The 14993-nt window shown below is 41.7% G+C and carries 15 protein-coding genes; 2 read left to right on the forward strand and 13 right to left on the reverse strand.

Annotation, left to right across the window (positions count from 1 at the left end):
- The first annotated feature begins 165 nt into the window (after positions 1 to 165).
- Positions 166 to 1659, forward strand: a complete 1494-nt coding sequence (locus tag IGI71_RS10835; protein ID WP_081116400.1) for a helix-turn-helix domain-containing protein — start codon at positions 166 to 168, stop codon at positions 1657 to 1659.
- 129 nt (positions 1660 to 1788) lie between these two features.
- Here the strand turns inward: IGI71_RS10835 and lepB are convergent, their stop codons facing one another.
- The 7 genes from lepB to IGI71_RS10870 form a co-directional block, all read right to left on the reverse strand.
- The gene (lepB, locus tag IGI71_RS10840) at positions 1789 to 2337 is read right to left on the reverse strand and encodes a signal peptidase I (RefSeq protein WP_005229602.1); all 549 of its coding nucleotides are present in this window, start codon (positions 2335 to 2337) and stop codon (positions 1789 to 1791) included.
- 31 nt (positions 2338 to 2368) lie between these two features.
- On the reverse strand, positions 2369 to 3799 hold the full coding sequence (locus tag IGI71_RS10845) for a S41 family peptidase (protein ID WP_010749383.1): 1431 nt from the start codon (positions 3797 to 3799) through the stop codon (positions 2369 to 2371).
- A 68-nt stretch (positions 3800 to 3867) separates the two neighbouring features.
- Positions 3868 to 4089 (reverse strand): YozE family protein, encoded by a 222-nt coding sequence (locus IGI71_RS10850; RefSeq protein WP_005229600.1) that lies wholly within the window; start codon positions 4087 to 4089, stop codon positions 3868 to 3870.
- Complete coding sequence (gene msrA / locus IGI71_RS10855) at positions 4082 to 4603, reverse strand: peptide-methionine (S)-S-oxide reductase MsrA (protein WP_231434828.1); 522 nt, start codon at positions 4601 to 4603, stop codon at positions 4082 to 4084. The genes IGI71_RS10850 and msrA overlap by 8 nt, the downstream gene beginning before the upstream one ends.
- On the reverse strand, positions 4603 to 5253 hold the full coding sequence (locus tag IGI71_RS10860) for a YpmS family protein (RefSeq protein ID WP_010749381.1): 651 nt from the start codon (positions 5251 to 5253) through the stop codon (positions 4603 to 4605). The genes msrA and IGI71_RS10860 overlap by 1 nt, the downstream gene beginning before the upstream one ends.
- Positions 5250 to 6236 (reverse strand): SGNH/GDSL hydrolase family protein, encoded by a 987-nt coding sequence (locus tag IGI71_RS10865; protein ID WP_121260961.1) that lies wholly within the window; start codon positions 6234 to 6236, stop codon positions 5250 to 5252. The genes IGI71_RS10860 and IGI71_RS10865 overlap by 4 nt, the downstream gene beginning before the upstream one ends.
- 211 nt (positions 6237 to 6447) lie before the next feature.
- On the reverse strand, positions 6448 to 7290 hold the full coding sequence (locus IGI71_RS10870; protein WP_231434829.1) for a DegV family protein: 843 nt from the start codon (positions 7288 to 7290) through the stop codon (positions 6448 to 6450).
- Positions 7291 to 7416: 126 nt separating this feature from the next.
- On the opposite strand from IGI71_RS10870, the gene trhA reads away from it, so the two are divergent.
- Positions 7417 to 8070, forward strand: coding sequence for a PAQR family membrane homeostasis protein TrhA (gene trhA / locus IGI71_RS10875; protein ID WP_005229593.1), 654 nt, complete (start codon positions 7417 to 7419; stop codon positions 8068 to 8070).
- A 64-nt stretch (positions 8071 to 8134) separates the two neighbouring features.
- On the opposite strand, the gene IGI71_RS10880 is transcribed toward trhA, so the two are convergent.
- The 6 genes from IGI71_RS10880 to IGI71_RS10905 form a co-directional block, all read right to left on the reverse strand.
- The gene (locus IGI71_RS10880; protein ID WP_005229592.1) at positions 8135 to 8623 is read right to left on the reverse strand and encodes a dihydrofolate reductase; all 489 of its coding nucleotides are present in this window, start codon (positions 8621 to 8623) and stop codon (positions 8135 to 8137) included.
- A 5-nt stretch (positions 8624 to 8628) separates the two neighbouring features.
- Positions 8629 to 9375, reverse strand: a complete 747-nt coding sequence (locus tag IGI71_RS10885; RefSeq protein WP_231434830.1) for a hypothetical protein — start codon at positions 9373 to 9375, stop codon at positions 8629 to 8631.
- 44 nt (positions 9376 to 9419) lie between these two features.
- Positions 9420 to 10367 (reverse strand): thymidylate synthase, encoded by a 948-nt coding sequence (locus IGI71_RS10890; RefSeq protein WP_010749378.1) that lies wholly within the window; start codon positions 10365 to 10367, stop codon positions 9420 to 9422.
- Positions 10368 to 10383: 16 nt separating this feature from the next.
- On the reverse strand, positions 10384 to 12291 hold the full coding sequence (locus tag IGI71_RS10895) for an ABC-F family ATP-binding cassette domain-containing protein (RefSeq protein ID WP_121260955.1): 1908 nt from the start codon (positions 12289 to 12291) through the stop codon (positions 10384 to 10386).
- 203 nt (positions 12292 to 12494) lie between these two features.
- Positions 12495 to 14531: a cation:proton antiporter gene (locus IGI71_RS10900; protein ID WP_005229585.1), complete on the reverse strand. Its 2037-nt coding sequence runs from the start codon at positions 14529 to 14531 to the stop codon at positions 12495 to 12497.
- A 3-nt stretch (positions 14532 to 14534) separates the two neighbouring features.
- Positions 14535 to 14816, reverse strand: coding sequence for a hypothetical protein (locus tag IGI71_RS10905; protein ID WP_010749375.1), 282 nt, complete (start codon positions 14814 to 14816; stop codon positions 14535 to 14537).
- Between the last annotated feature and the right edge of the window lie 177 nt (positions 14817 to 14993).

The following is a 14993-nucleotide window of genomic DNA, read 5'->3' on the forward strand; positions in this document are numbered from 1 at the left end:
ATGTAAAAAAACTATCGTTTTTCACCTGCGATTTCTATTTTTGTTCTTTATGAGACAGTTCTATGAAAAATTTGTCTCAATTTTTCTAAAAAAAAGCAAAAGTTTTGAGACGTGTCTTTACACCGTTATATAAATACGTTATTAATAAAACAAGAAGGTGATCATTTGATTGAAAAAATACTCTTAGATACCCGAGCGTTAGACAAAATCGGACTCTACGGAAAACTATTATCAATTGCTCCGGGTGAATACAACCTAGAGTTCGTGAAAAATCTGACCCACTTAAGTGCAACACGATTGAAAAGTTTACTTTCCTCGATCCAAATCGACTTGCAAAATCTCTCCCCAGTGAATCTTTCATTACATAAAAACACCCTGAATCTTCCTAAAAATTTGATTGAATACAACCAATATCAGCAATTTTTAGCGCAAGAAAGTATTTCTTACAAATTATTGTTAAGCATCTTGACCAATCAAGATGAAAGTTTACTGGCATTTTGCCAAAGAAACTATATCAGTCGTTCGACTTGCTTTCGGCAAACAAAGAAGCTGCAAGACCATTTGAAAGAATTCAACGTGACGTTAAATCAGTCCGCTATGGCACTTACAGGTTCGGAGATGGTGATTCGCATCTTATTGTTTAATTTTATCTGGCACATTTCTTTAGGAGATAGTTTGGCGAAGGCATTTGATCAAGAGATCGAAGAACTTTTTGTGACTTACGAAGGAACGAAGTACAAAAGCAAGTATGAGATTGGCAAAAAAGAAGCCTTGCTTCATTGCAAAATCTGTCTATTTCGTATCAAGAATGGCCACGCGACAAATCTTTATCAGTTAACGAACCAGTCCTTTATTCCCAGTGGTGAAAATCTTGATTTCTTTTCAGCGTTTTTTGAAATCATTGATTCAGCTATAGATATTCTTGAGATCAATGCTTTGTTTTTCCTTTTTTATTACTGGCCAATGCTAACTTCAGCGGCAGACGTGCGCCTTCCGATCATTCAAGACTGTTACAAGCATGAAAAATCGGAGTTAAAGGAACTGATGGCTGAATTTGAAGCACACTGCCAAAAATTTCTCTGTGATTTTGATTTCGACCATCAATCGTTTCTTTATATGAATACATATCTTACATTGCTGAAGTTCTGCATATTCAAGCAAAAAGTTCCTCTTTTAAATTTTTTTGAAGCTACTATAATCAAAGATAAGTACCCATTACATACGATTTTGACAAATACGATTCAGAGCTTTTGGCGTAAAATAGCAAACCGCAAAGGCTACGAGTGGTTAAAAGCCTGTTATACGGATCTTGCTTTTTATCAAGCGTGTTTGCTTTACCCCATTTACATCGAAAAGGAACAGAAATATAAGCTTAAAGTTGCTTTTGTCTATGTATCCAATTACTTGGTCTCAATGGAAGTGTTTAATATATGTGAACGATTGCCCTATGTTGAAATTGAACGGATCACGCTGCCAACAGAGGAACCTTTTGACTTTTATATTCTGAGTTCCCCACAGCTTTTACCTCCTTTTACAACTGAGGAAAACACGGCGATCATTGATTTTTGCCGTTACCGTGATTTTGAAACGAATTTGTGTCAGAAACTTTTGGCTGCTTTTAATGAAAAAATAAAAAGAATAACTGCCAATAGCGCCTAAGTCCACCCTTTTCTCGATACAAACCACATCCTTTTGAAAAAGGATCATTGCTATACAAAATCCCCCCTTGGAATCAACAGATGATTCCAAGGGGGGATGTTTAGTTAGGAACATTCTATTTTTCTCAGTCTAAATCAGCCGAATATGAGTCAATGGATAATAAACAAAGCGGGCATTGCCTAAAATCGCATCGCCTGATATAGGACCAAAGGAGCGGCTATCTTTAGAGGCACGTCGATTATCACCAATGACAAAATAACTGTCTTTGCCTAATTTCTCAACGCCCAATAAAGATTCCAAATCAAAATCATTGGTATAAGAGGCAGACTCATGATCGTTGCTGCGGTTTTTCACTAGAAAATCTTCATCTACCGGTTCATCATCAATGTAAAGCTGATCATTGACATATTTCACCGACTCACCCGGCAAGCCAATCACCCGCTTGATATAGGTCGAACCATCTGGCAGCTGGAAAACAACGACATCAAAACGCTGGATCGGTGAAATCTTTTCGATGACTACCATATCTCCTTGTTGCAACGTTCCTTCCATGGAGTTCCCTTCAACAGGAACCGGAATCAGTAAAAATGCCCGAATCAAGAAGGCTGTTGCAAAGGCGATCAAGGCATATTTCACAACTAGCCAAAAACGATCGATCCACTGTTTCTTGGCATTCACAAATCTACCTCCTCTCCGATTTTTTCCTTACTTATTTTTCTGAAAGCAAGGACAGTGCTTTTAAGTACGCTGGGTCCTCTGCTTTGAGTTTTTCTGCTACTTCTTTTTCAATTGCTTGGGCAGTATCGGCATCGACTTCACCAGTTGCCTTTAGGTCATGAGCTTCTTGGAAGGCTTTCACAGCTGCAGTCGTCTCGTCATTGAAGGTATCGCTGCTCGTGGCATACCCTAACGCTTTAAGAAATTGATTCAAATTGTTGACAGCCGTTGACGATTGTCCAGCTTTTAAGGCATTATCACGAGGTAATGGCGGGAAATACGCATATTCTGGATAATCCTCTTCATAGTCCGGCATCACACCTTGATCGTTGACCCAATTTTCATTTGGTGTCAGCCATTTCATGACCGTCATTTTTAATTCACTATTATCCCCCAGATCTTTCACATTTTGAACGGTCCCCTTACCAAAGGTTTCCGTACCAACGACTGGGATATTCGCTGATTCTTGCAAGGCTGCAGCAAAAATCTCAGCTGCGGAGGCACTGCCGCCGTCGACTAAAACAACGACTGGCTCTGTGACTTTGAATCCTTCATCCAATGCTTCGCTCGCTTTGGTCTCACTGACAACCCCTTGATTGTTAGCAAACTTCACGATCGTTTGACCATTTTCTAAAAACATACTTGCCATGATCTGGACTTGATCCAGCAATCCACCAGGATTTTGTCTTAGATCAAGAACAAACGATTTCGCACCGTCTTCCCGCAACTCGGTGATCGTTTCTTTCAACTCAGCTGCTGTGTTTTCGGCAAAGGAGGTAATATCAATTCGACCGATCGTATCATCATTTTCAACCAGTTCACCATGGACCGTTTCGATTGGGATCACGTCCCGAGTGATTTCCACATCAAAGGTATCTGCTCCACGCTGAATCGTTAAGGTCACCTGCGTGCCTTTTTCCCCTCGAATCTTACTCACGACTTCAGACAATTCCTGTCCTTGCGTATCTTCCCCATCGACTTTGACGATTCGATCATTCATGCGCAGACCACTTTTTTCTGCAGGGGTGTTTTTGATTGGCGCTTGTGCGACCTCGGGATAGTCTTCCACGATCGACAAAGTAGCACCGATCCCTTCAAAACTTCCTGAGAGGGACTGATCCAAGTTATCCGCATCTGATTGGTTTAGATACGTCGTGTAAGGATCGTCAAGCGCATCGGTCATCCCTTGAAGAGCACCCTCAATCAATGCATCCTCATCGACTTCTTGGTAATAATTCGCAAGGATCTGGTCATACAACGACTGGATTTTCTCCATCCCGCTGGCTTCTGTCGTCGTTTCTGTCGCCGGCTGTGTCGTCTGCTGATTTTGCTGGGCTGTTTGCCATAAATAGACACCGCCTCCCGACAAAATCGCGACACAGACAAGAGAAACGATATATCGGCTTGTCGTTACATTTTTCATTCACAACACCTCTCTGAGAAAAAACAACTTCGTTCTGAGCATTTGTGCAGGCAAAACGAAGGACGTTTTTATTTGTTATTTTCGAGATACTCTGCCCAGATACGATCAAAAATATCCATGGATGGCAAATAATCAACATTTAGTTCCAGATAAGAAGAGACTTCATCATAGTCATCGCTGTGCTTCGGAAACTGGATATCATGACTTGCATGAGTAGCAAAGATCTGGGCCTCATCTGTATGACTCGGTCCTTTGACTGCCATTAAATAGCTATAAAAACTTTTACGCATGTTCTTGCTCCCAATGATTTTCTAAAAAGGCTGCTCTACGGGCATGATTGCGAGCAAAATTCTCAGGATTCTTTTTATAATACTCTTGGTGCTCTTCTTCCGCTAAATAAAAAGGTTGGGCTGGTTCGATCGTGGTCACGATCGGATCGGTAAATCGACCGGAAGCCTGAAGCGCCTCTTTGCTGGCTTCGGCTTTTTTCCGCTGCTCTTCATTAAAATAGAAGATAGCCGGACGATAATTGTCGCCGCGATCTTCAAATTGGCCAAAAGCATCGGTTGGATCTGTTTGCTGCCAATAAATCGTCAAGAGCTCCTCATAACTGATTTTTTCTGGGTCGAAAATGATTTCTACTGCTTCAGTATGCCCTGTTTGATGGCTTTTGACTTCTTCATAGGTTGGATTTTCGGTATGTCCTGCGGTATAGCCAGAAAAAATCGAATGCACCCCTTCGAGTTCATCAAAGGGCTGGATCATACACCAGAAACACCCACCTGCAAAAATTGCTCGTTCCATTATTCATCCTCCGTTTCAGCTGGTAAATATAAGCTCATTTGAATTTCATCATCTACAAGATTGATTTTGTTTGCCTTGATGAACAATCCGTTTTGCATGCGGAATTGATCCAATCGTATCAGTATAATTTGTTCATCGGCATTGACATCGATCCATTCGGGAAATTTAAAACTACGTTTGATCATTTTCATTACTTCACTGGTGGGCAAATCCAAGGTGCCAATCGATAAACTTTTGGCTTTTAATTGGACATTGCCTTCTTCTGTCACATAAGGATCAAAATAGAGATAAAACGTGATAGGAAACCCTAATACTTGAAACTCGCCTGTTAAGAGTGCTTCGTTTCTCAGCTCAAAATTATATTTTACCTCTTGATCCTTTTGAAAATCAGATAGATAAAAATCAATCAATTGATTGACTTGGCTTTTGTTGCTGTTAACGGTCAGAACAGGACTGCCCTCCCGTTGAACAAGTTCAGCACTTTCATTTAAGCCAGTTTCTCGCTGCTGAAAAATTCTTGAAGCAAAGAAAACCGTTGTCCCCAAAAGGATGCCGACCAGAACTAGAAAAGCAATTTTCCAGTAGTTGATCGATTTTTTAGTGCTTGCAGCTGTTTTTTCCGGCTGCTTCGTTGATTCGCTTGGTTTCATTTTGCTTCCTCCTCTAGCAACCAATAGTTTTGTGTTTTGATCACTTCATCGCGAACGGCATTTGCCATCAGTTGATACCCAAGATTATTGGGATGGAAGCGATCGCCTTCATACAAAACATTGTTGGTGATATTATTCCCGACAGCTTGCGATGAGTCGGTAGTCGCCGACGTGCTGCTTTGTGTCTCATCAGCATTTGGCGCCGATGACTCAGGTAAACTCCCAGTGTCGGTTGTTTGTGTTGTTTCCTCAGTTGCGTCTTCTTCTGTATCCGCAATACCGACCTCATCACTTAACCCTTTATAGAGCAAATCGTTGATAGGAATAAAAAAGGCATTTTCTTGCTGATTGACGAACGTTTCCGTCTGTTTATTCCAGTTATCAATGATCGTCTGCATGTCGGTGATCTCTGGAAAGTTCAGATAAAATGGATTGTAGATGCCCAAGACATAGATTGGTGCATCACTATTCAAATCGCGGATTTGAGCAAACAAGTCTTTTAAGCGTTCATTATATTCTGCCATCGGTTCCGTAAACGTCTCGATACTCAGCCCGAAGAAATTGCTTTGGATCACTTTTAAGACGTCATTTCCGCCGACGGTCAAAGTAATCAGGTCCGCTTGACTAAGGTCTTGGCGCAAGTCTTCATCATTTTTGACTCGTTTTAAAATCTGGTCGCTTCGTTCACCAGCGACCCCATAATTTTTGGTTACTAAATTGCTCAGATCATAGCGGTCCTCTAGATCTCCTGCCAAAATAGGCACAAAGCCGCCCCGAGCTGTTTCATCCCCAACACCTTCTGTCAATGAATCCCCAAGCGCGAGGTATTCAATGGCGGATTTTTTCGAATCATTGGCTGCTAGCTTGTCCACAGGGGTCAGCAGTGGTTGCGCTTTGGGAACAGCTAGATGAAACAGCACACCTGTTCCAACGGCTATCAGTCCCACAACGATCAAATAAGTTACTAATTTCTTCCATTTCACAGGTATTCAAACTCCTTTGTAATCTTTGCTATTTTAACAAAATTCTCATAAAATTCCTAGTCGCAATCCTTCAAACTTAAGAAAGAAGATAGCTCCCTACTCTTTGAGTAGACAAAGAATCGCAGCTTCATTCTGCTTATTCTTCCTTTCAGCTTTTCATACACCAAAAAGCGATTCGTCGTCAAACGAATCGCTGAAAGGAAGCACCTTTTTATTCCGTACTGTAAGTGATCGCAAACGCACCTCTACCTGTATGAGTGGCGATGATCGGTGTTGTATGAAGCAATGGGAACTCCAAGTCAGGGAACAATTCTGCTAGTTCTTTTTGGAAACGTTCCGTGATTTCTAACCCTTCTGCATGAGAAATACCAATTTTCGTCACTTTTGGCATATTCTTCAATTCTGCTTTTAATTCCTCAAACCATTTATTGAAGGTCTTGACACCGCGTCCTTTGACGACTGGAATCAGTTCTGAATGATCAAAATCCATGATCACTTTCATGTTCAGCAAACTCGATAAAAGACCTTTGGCACGACTGATACGACCACCTTTTACTAAGTTTTCTAACGTTGAAACGCCGATAAATAATTTCGTATGCTCACGCACCAAATCCACTTCTGGTAATACTTCTTCTAGTGTCTTACCGGCTTTAGCCAATTCTGCTGCCCGAATCACTTGAAAAGCCAACGCTTGGTCTGTCGTATCGCTATCGATCACGGTGACTTTGGCTTTTGATAAATGACTGGCTTGACGAGCCGCTTCCACGGTTCCGCTAAGACCTTTGGTCATATGGATCGATAGTATTTCACTGCCATCTTTGCCTAATTCATCATACAGTTCTACAAAATGACCGATCGGCGGCTGGCTAGTTTTAGGTAATTCTTTGGCTTGCGCCATCATTTGCATAAATTTTTCTCCCGGCAGCGTTTCATCATCTGGATAAACGACACCATCGATCATTACAGATAAAGGCACGACATGGATAGCCAAAGCATCACGGACACTTGGTTCCATCGTACTGGAAGAATCTGTCACAATTTTAAGATTTGCCATCATATATTCACTCTCTCTTTAAATCAAGTCTTTTTTCGTGGTAAAATAACCACAGACCATTTATACTAAGTATAACAGAGAGAAAATTTTTTTTCATCTAATTTCGATTCGAAAGGACGGTGCCGAATGCAGCACATGAAGTTTAGTCGCAGATATTTGATCGTCAATGAAGTATTAAATGCAGTAACCCACGGGATCGGATTAGGACTGAGTATCGCAGGACTGGTCATTCTCTTAATCAAGGGGGCAAATCTAGGGTCACCTATCCACATCGTTTCCTATGCCATTTATGGATCGATGATGATTTTGCTCTTCCTCTTTTCTACCTTATTTCACAGTTTGATTTTTACCAAAGCAAAAAAGGTCTTCCAAGTCTTTGATCATGCCTCCATTTTCTTGCTGATTGCTGGAAGTTATACACCTTTTTGCTTGCTTAGTATCCAAGGCTGGCTTGGCTGGTCACTCTTTGTCTTGATTTGGCTACTAGCAATTAGCGGCATCGTTTATAAGTCACTGACTCTTCATAAAAAAGAGACCGTCTCAAAAATCTCCACCCTGATCTACATCATCATGGGCTGGTTATGTGTTATTGCCTTTAAACCTCTGATCGAACATTTAGGCTACTGGGGAACATTTTTACTAGCAAGCGGTGGTGTTTCTTATACTGTAGGTGCGCTATTCTATAGTTTAAAATCCGTTCGGTTCATGCATGTGGTTTGGCACTTATTCGTTATGTTAGGTGCTGGATTGATGTACTTTTCCGTCTTGTTGTATACCTAAAAATGAAGCACTGCTTACAAAAAAAAGAACAGGAAACTTTCGCTGCAGAAAGCTTCCTGTTCTTTTATTTTCTACGATAAAATTCAAATTGATGGGGATAATGGTTCTTTTCATCGACGATCCCATCGATCACATGATCAAGTTTCCATTGCGTCCAATCAATCTCTGGGAAATACACATCTCCGTTAAATTCCGCAGCGATCACTGTACGGTACAATTGATCGCAATCGTCAATCATCGCTTCAAAAACACCTGCTCCACCAGTTAAGAAAACGGGATGCTCTTGCTGCTTCACATACGCCAAAATTTCCTCACGGTCATGCATCACTAAGGCGCCGTTGGCTTGATAATCCCGATCACTCGTCAAAACGATCGTCGTACGCTGTGGCAGTAATCTTTTTCCCATGCCTTCAAAGGTTTTGCGCCCCATTATAATCGTATTATTGATGGTTTGCTCTTTAAAAAATTTCAAATCATTCGGCAAATGCCACGGCAGTGTACCATCCGCTCCGATCAACCCCTTTTGATCTTGTGCCCAAAGTGCGATCAACATAAAAATTACATCCCTTCTGTATAAAATGATTCCGAAATAATAGCAGCAACCTGCAGCCGCCGCATCAGCTGAAAAGCTGATTCATGCTCAAATGGATCTTTGTTGCGCTCCTCAAAGCGCAAGCCATCACAGGCTTGGTAAACAATTGTGCCGCCGCTTCTTTGGACATTTCGCGGCCATTCCCCATCATTTAAACGCGCGTTGTTGTTTTTCAGCAAGGTCGGTATCAGGGAGATAGGAAAGAGAGCACTGCCAGCTGCGACATCAATGTCTTCTATTTGAAAGAAGTCAGCAGCGATCTCGTTGATCAAGCGCTCCGTTCTTTGCCACGTTTGCGGATGACTCGCAAACGCCCTTGCAGTTCGTCCTAGGATACAATACGTATTCGCAGGTAAAGGCTTTTTGCTTATAGCCACTAGTTCTTCTGGATAGGTCTGAATCCACGTCACTACGCGATCAAAATCACAAATATGCAGCGAATCCAGAGCTGGCAGGTGGTGCTGGGCAGCAAAAACAAGCCTTCTGCGGGCATCCGCTGCTCCTTTTGCTGGTATAAAAATGGCAGTACACTGCTGATTTGATCGAATGGCTTCCTTTAGCTCTGGCACTGTTTCTTCGGATACGGATAGCCAAACTGCATCATAGTGCTGATGCAAGAAATCGATGACTTGCTCAATGAGCGATGCATTAATCGATCCAGCATGTCTCTGATGAAAGGTCGCCGCAAAGCCTCGCTTGTGGGTATTTACCATTACGCCTCATTCCTTTCTTTATGAAATGAAACCCAAACAACCACTTAAACTGCGATCGGTGCTTTGATCGTTGGATGCGGATCATACCCTGCCAAGGTAATATCTTCCATTTCAAAATCAAAAATCGACTGTTTTTCAGGATTTAACTGTAAGGTTGGCGCCGGACGTACCGAACGAGTCAACTGTTCCTTCATCTGTTCCATATGATTGCTGTACAGATGAGCATCGCCTAATGTATGGACAAAATCCCCGACTTCTAATCCAGTTTCATGAGCAATCAGGTGCGTTAATAGCGCATAACTAGCAATATTGAAGGGAACGCCTAAAAAGACATCGGCACTGCGTTGATACAGCTGACAGCTTAAGCGACCCTCATGAACATAAAATTGAAACATTGTGTGACAAGGTGGCAACGCCATCGTCGGTACATCTTCAGGATTCCATGCGGAGACGATCAGACGGCGAGAATCCGGCGTCGTTTTGATCATGTCGATCACTTCTTTGATTTGATCGATAAACCCGCCCGTACTTTTTTCCCAATGCCGCCATTGATACCCATATACATGGCCCAAATCGCCGAAAGTTTCAGCGAAAGCATCATCGGCTAAGATTTTTTCACAAAATAGTTTCAACTCATGTTGATACTGTTCATTGAAAGCTTCATCCACTAATGAACGGCGACCAAAGTCTGTCATATCAGGACCTGTATAAGCATCACTTTTAATGTAGCGTTCAAACGCCCATTCATCCCAAATGTGGTTATTATGTTCCAGCAGGTAGCGGATATTGGTATCTCCCTTTAGAAACCACAATAATTCGCTCTTGATCAAGCCAAAAGGAACTCTTTTTGTTGTCAGCAAAGGAAAGCCTTGGGACAGATCAAAACGCATTTGATGACCAAAGACACTGCGTGTTCCCGTTCCTGTACGATCACTTTTATCATTGCCTTCTGCTAATATTTTTCTTCCTAGATCTAAATATGCTTGTTCCATCGTTCTCTCCTTTACTCTACACAAATTCGCTCAAATATTCCCAACGATCCATTTTTTCTGCCAGTTGCGTTTCAACCTCGCTGATTTCTTGCTGTAATTTTTGCAGCTTAGTAAAGTCCGCGCCTTGATGATTCATTTCTTCGGTCAAAGCGGCTGCTTTTTCTTCTAATGCCGCGATATCATCTTCAATCGTCGCCCACTCTTTTTGTTCCATATAACTCAGTTTCTTTTTGACAGGCGCTGCAGCAGACGCCTCACTTTCAGCAGAAAGTGAATCGGTTTTTGTTTCTTTTGCCTCTAGTACACTCGAACTAGCTTTATTGGTGTTGGCTGCTAGATATTCATTGATGGAACCAAAGTAGGACGTAATCCTGCCATTTCCTTCGAAGATCAGCAATTTTTGGGCAACTTTATCTAAAAAGTAGCGGTCATGGGAAACCGTGATGACTGCACCTGGAAATGTTTCCAAATAACTTTCCAAAATCGTCAAGGTATCAATATCCAAATCGTTGGTCGGTTCATCTAACAAGAGAACATTTGGCTGTCCAATCAATAGCTTGAGTAAAAATAGTCGTCGTTTTTCCCCGCCAGACAGCTTGCCGATCTTGGTGCCATGCATGGATCGCGGAAACAAAAACTGTTCCAGCATTTCTGCGACACTGACTTGGGAGCCATCCACTTTTTGCACTTCCTCGGCCGCTTCTTGCAAATAAGCAATCATTCGCTGATCAGGGTTCATCGCTTCAATCGTTTGCGTATAATAAGCCATTTTCACAGTCACGCCCATCGTACGCTCTCCTTCTTCTAAAGGCAGGCGTCCAGCTAAAATATTGAGCAACGTTGATTTACCCGCTCCGTTTTCTCCTGTGATCCCTAAGCGTTCTCTTGATTGAATCAACAAATCAAAGTGAGACAAAATCGTTTTGTTTTCAATCTGATAACTCGCATCTTTTAGCTCTAAGACTTGTTTGCCTAAGCGTGTCGTAGCAACATCGATGGCCACTTCGCCGTTCCGTTTTACTTGATGTAGGTTTTCTTTTAAATCATCGAAACGATCGATCCGGGCCTGTTGTTTCGTTGTACGGGCCTTCGCACCAGTGCGAATCCAAGCCAACTCATGTTTGTACAACTGCTTGCGCTTGTCTTCTTGCGTCTCCTCCACACGTTCTCTTTCTGCTCGAGCATGAAGATACGTCTCGTAATTGCCCTGATATTCATGTAGCTTACCAAAGGACAATTCAAAGATCCGATTAACGACTCGATCCAAAAAGTAGCGATCATGGGTCACCATCAATAATGCACCCCGATAATTTTTTAGATAGCCTTCCAACCATTGAATCGCATCATAATCTAAGTGGTTAGTCGGTTCATCCAATAACAACAGGTCTGGTTCATCGATCAATACTTGAGCCATAGCTACTCGTTTCTTTTGACCTCCAGATAATTCACTGACCTTTTTTTCTAACTCATTGATCCCAAGTTTTTGTAAAATGATCTTGGCAGTTGTATCTGTATTCCAAGCATCGGCTTTATTCATCGCTTCTTCTGCCAACTGATAATTCCGTTGCGTTTGTTGATCCAAGCCATTATTCTCTAAGGCAATCAGCGCTTTTTCATAGTCACGAACAACGCGAATCAGCGGACTGGTGCCTTGAAAAACAGCATCTACAACAGATAATTCTTCTTGTAACTGATTGTCTTGAGTCAAGAAACCGATGCGATAATCTTGGGCGGCAAATACCGTTTGGCGATCGCCATCACCGCGATCCAAACCGGCCAAGATCCGTAACAAACTCGATTTACCCGTGCCATTGACACCGATCAAACCGATTCGATCTTTTTCATGTATCAGAAAAGAAAGCTGATCAAACAGTGTTTTTTCACCATATGTTTTGGTTAATTCACTTACTTTTAATTCTTTCACAGAATCCCTCCTGAGTTTTTTCTTCGCTCATTGTACCACATTTCATCAGCGGAAACGATGAGAGAAAAAAATCAATTTTTGTAAAAAAAGAATGCCTTCGTCAGTCTACTCCTTCTGATCATCGCTGTTGATCATCTTTTAGGAATAACCTGACGAAGACACTCCATAAAACGTGCCTCAAGTTGTGCGCCTCTTGAGACGTATTATCGGCGAAACATTCGCTGCTTCGGCTGTTCTTCTGCTCGAGACATCGCATACGATTCTAACAGATTGACATTGCGTCGGTATTCATTTGCAGAAATCGTTGAGATTTTTTCCGCCACTTCATATTCATCGATCGTCTTGCGCTCAAGGTAATAGCCCCAAAGGACTTTCTTAACAAAAATCGGGTCTTGCTCGATCATGATCGTTTCAATGAAATTGCTGTGTTCAAATCGTTTGATGCTCATTTCTCGTTGACGAATAAAGAAATTGATCAGCGAGGAATCATAGACATCTTCTAAATTGCTCAAACTATGAAAAATATATTCACTGTTCTTTAAGTAAATTTTTTGTACTTCAGAAATGTCTCGTTGCTTCAAGGCAGCTTTTAGCTGCTGCTGTCGCTGTAAAAACAAGCGAGGATGAATCAAAATACGGATAAATCGCTGAATAAAGAAGAGCCAAAAACTAAAGAATGAGAGAATTTGTTTTGCGAGGGAATGCTGTTGCTGAGAAATAAACCGTGAATAAAAACGGTAGCCATTTAAGCTGACTTTCCCATTTCGATAAGCTTCATCCAAGCCGTCTTGTTCGATCGATAGGATCAATCCTTGAATTTCTTGGATTTCTTGTTTTTCTGAATCAGTCAAACTATTGCGATACAACTCCCAGCGCCGATTTTCATAGGAATTGATGACAGCATCGATCGCTAAACGGCCTTTATCCGAGAGTTCTTGCTTTTCTTCTGCTTCCAATTGTTCGATGACGTCTTCTAAGATCAGCAAGTGATTGAAGTCGACGCTTTCGGCAGCTTCCCCATCTGCCAAGTATGGCAAGACCATCACGCTGATGATCAATGTCAGTAAGATCACACAAGCGGTCAAAAACAGAAGCAAGCCTCTTTCATGAAAGGGTGCATCATGCACCATCACAGGCAAAATAAAGATGGCTGCCAAACTGACTGTTCCCTTGACTCCGCCAAAAGTCAACAAGGCGACTTGATTCATTGATACTTGTTTTTTTGACTGTAAAAACCAATAGTAAAACAACAAAAAGAGAAAACGAACAAGGAAGATCACCGCCGTGATCACCAAAATCGTAATCACTAGATGCCAGTTTGCATAATTATTGCTCTCCCAGATTGGTGAAAATACTTGTGACAACTCGATTCCTAGAAAAAGAAACACCAATGCATTCAATGTAAAGACAATGGTCGACCAAGTACTTTCTGAAATGTTCGCCAGCTCTGCATCAAACAATGAGATCCGGCGTTTTCTTTGGGCTTGGGCTACACCTGCCACAACTGCTGCGATAATCCCTGAGACGCCAATCATTTCTGCCAGCAAATAGGCAGCAAATGGCAAGAGCAGTTCAATCAATAAGTATACTGTGACATCTTGTGCCGAGATTTTTTCAATAAAGCGCAAAATTCGGCGTTTCAGCCACACGATCAAGTAACCGACAAGCCCGCCGCCGATACTAGAGAATAGGAGCTGGAACCCTGCGTTGGCTGCTGAAAAGCTCCCGGTGGTCAAAGCTACGATAGCAAACTGCAATGCGGTAACCCCTGAAGCATCGTTCAGTAAGCCCTCGCCTTCCAGAATGTGCATAATGTTTTTGGAAATTTTCAAACGTTTTGCTAATGAGGAGACTGCCACTGCATCAGTTGGTCCTAACGCAGCACCAAAAGCGAAACAAGCAGCCAGAGGAATCGTGGGCATCAACCAATGGAGCGTTCCGCCGACAGCAAACAGTGTCATTAAAACGCCGCCAAAAGCCAAAAACAATACGATCTTGCTGTTTTTGAGGATTTCAGGTACATCTGCTCGTTCTCCTTCACGAAACAGCAATGGTCCAATGATCATTACTAAAAACATTTCCGGTTCAAAAGCGATTTCCTGTCCCATTTCTGTTAAACCTAGTAAAATTCCTAAGATGATTTGAATAAAAAAGATCGGTACCGAGGGTAATATTTTGCTCGCCACATTTGATAACGTGACGAGAATTGCAATGATAATGACGAGTTCAATAAATTCCATCCATTACCCTCTTTTCTTTCGAATAGCTAATAACAGCTCAAGAAAATCTTCTTTTTTCAAAAGGATCTTATCGTTTAAAAGATCTAACTCCTTTTCGTTATTTTCAATTTCGCATTGGACACGCCGTGATTCCAAGCGGTAAAGATCGTGTTTCATTCGCTCAAATTTACGAAAAAGCAATGGATTTTTCCGTTGCAAGTACTCACGAATCTCTTTTTTTTCAGCTGGTGTAAATTGTCCCAACTGTTTCATCAGTTCTTGTTTGCTTAAACATTCCTTGTTCATGATTGTGCTTTGGGCCCCTTTTATTATCAGTTTATCTTTTTATTTATCGTATAAATCAAAATTATCTCTTGACCGCTAGTATTCTAAGCCAATCATTCAAAAATAGCAAGCCTTTCTCACTAAAAGATGATTTTCTATCCGCATTCTTATAAACTAAAAAAACCGCAGCTTTCACTG

The organism is Enterococcus sp. DIV1279b, from assembly GCF_050531515.1.
Taxonomy (GTDB): Bacteria; Bacillota; Bacilli; order Lactobacillales; family Enterococcaceae; genus Enterococcus_D; species Enterococcus_D casseliflavus.

What these genes read in the sequence shown, in the direction of transcription:
- IGI71_RS10845 (WP_010749383.1), bottom strand. Translation starts at nt 3,799, where the DNA reads ATGAAAAATGTAACGACAAGCCGATATATCGTTTCTCTTGTCTGTGTC.
- IGI71_RS10850 (WP_005229600.1), bottom strand. Translation starts at nt 4,089, where the DNA reads ATGCGTAAAAGTTTTTATAGCTATTTAATGGCAGTCAAAGGACCGAGT.
- msrA (WP_231434828.1), bottom strand. Translation starts at nt 4,603, where the DNA reads ATGGAACGAGCAATTTTTGCAGGTGGGTGTTTCTGGTGTATGATCCAG.
- IGI71_RS10860 (WP_010749381.1), bottom strand. Translation starts at nt 5,253, where the DNA reads ATGAAACCAAGCGAATCAACGAAGCAGCCGGAAAAAACAGCTGCAAGC.
- IGI71_RS10870 (WP_231434829.1), bottom strand. Translation starts at nt 7,290, where the DNA reads ATGGCAAATCTTAAAATTGTGACAGATTCTTCCAGTACGATGGAACCA.
- trhA (WP_005229593.1), top strand. Translation starts at nt 7,417, where the DNA reads ATGCAGCACATGAAGTTTAGTCGCAGATATTTGATCGTCAATGAAGTA.
- IGI71_RS10880 (WP_005229592.1), bottom strand. Translation starts at nt 8,623, where the DNA reads ATGTTGATCGCACTTTGGGCACAAGATCAAAAGGGGTTGATCGGAGCG.
- IGI71_RS10885 (WP_231434830.1), bottom strand. Translation starts at nt 9,375, where the DNA reads ATGGTAAATACCCACAAGCGAGGCTTTGCGGCGACCTTTCATCAGAGA.
- IGI71_RS10890 (WP_010749378.1), bottom strand. Translation starts at nt 10,367, where the DNA reads ATGGAACAAGCATATTTAGATCTAGGAAGAAAAATATTAGCAGAAGGC.
- IGI71_RS10900 (WP_005229585.1), bottom strand. Translation starts at nt 14,531, where the DNA reads ATGGAATTTATTGAACTCGTCATTATCATTGCAATTCTCGTCACGTTA.
- IGI71_RS10905 (WP_010749375.1), bottom strand. Translation starts at nt 14,816, where the DNA reads ATGAACAAGGAATGTTTAAGCAAACAAGAACTGATGAAACAGTTGGGA.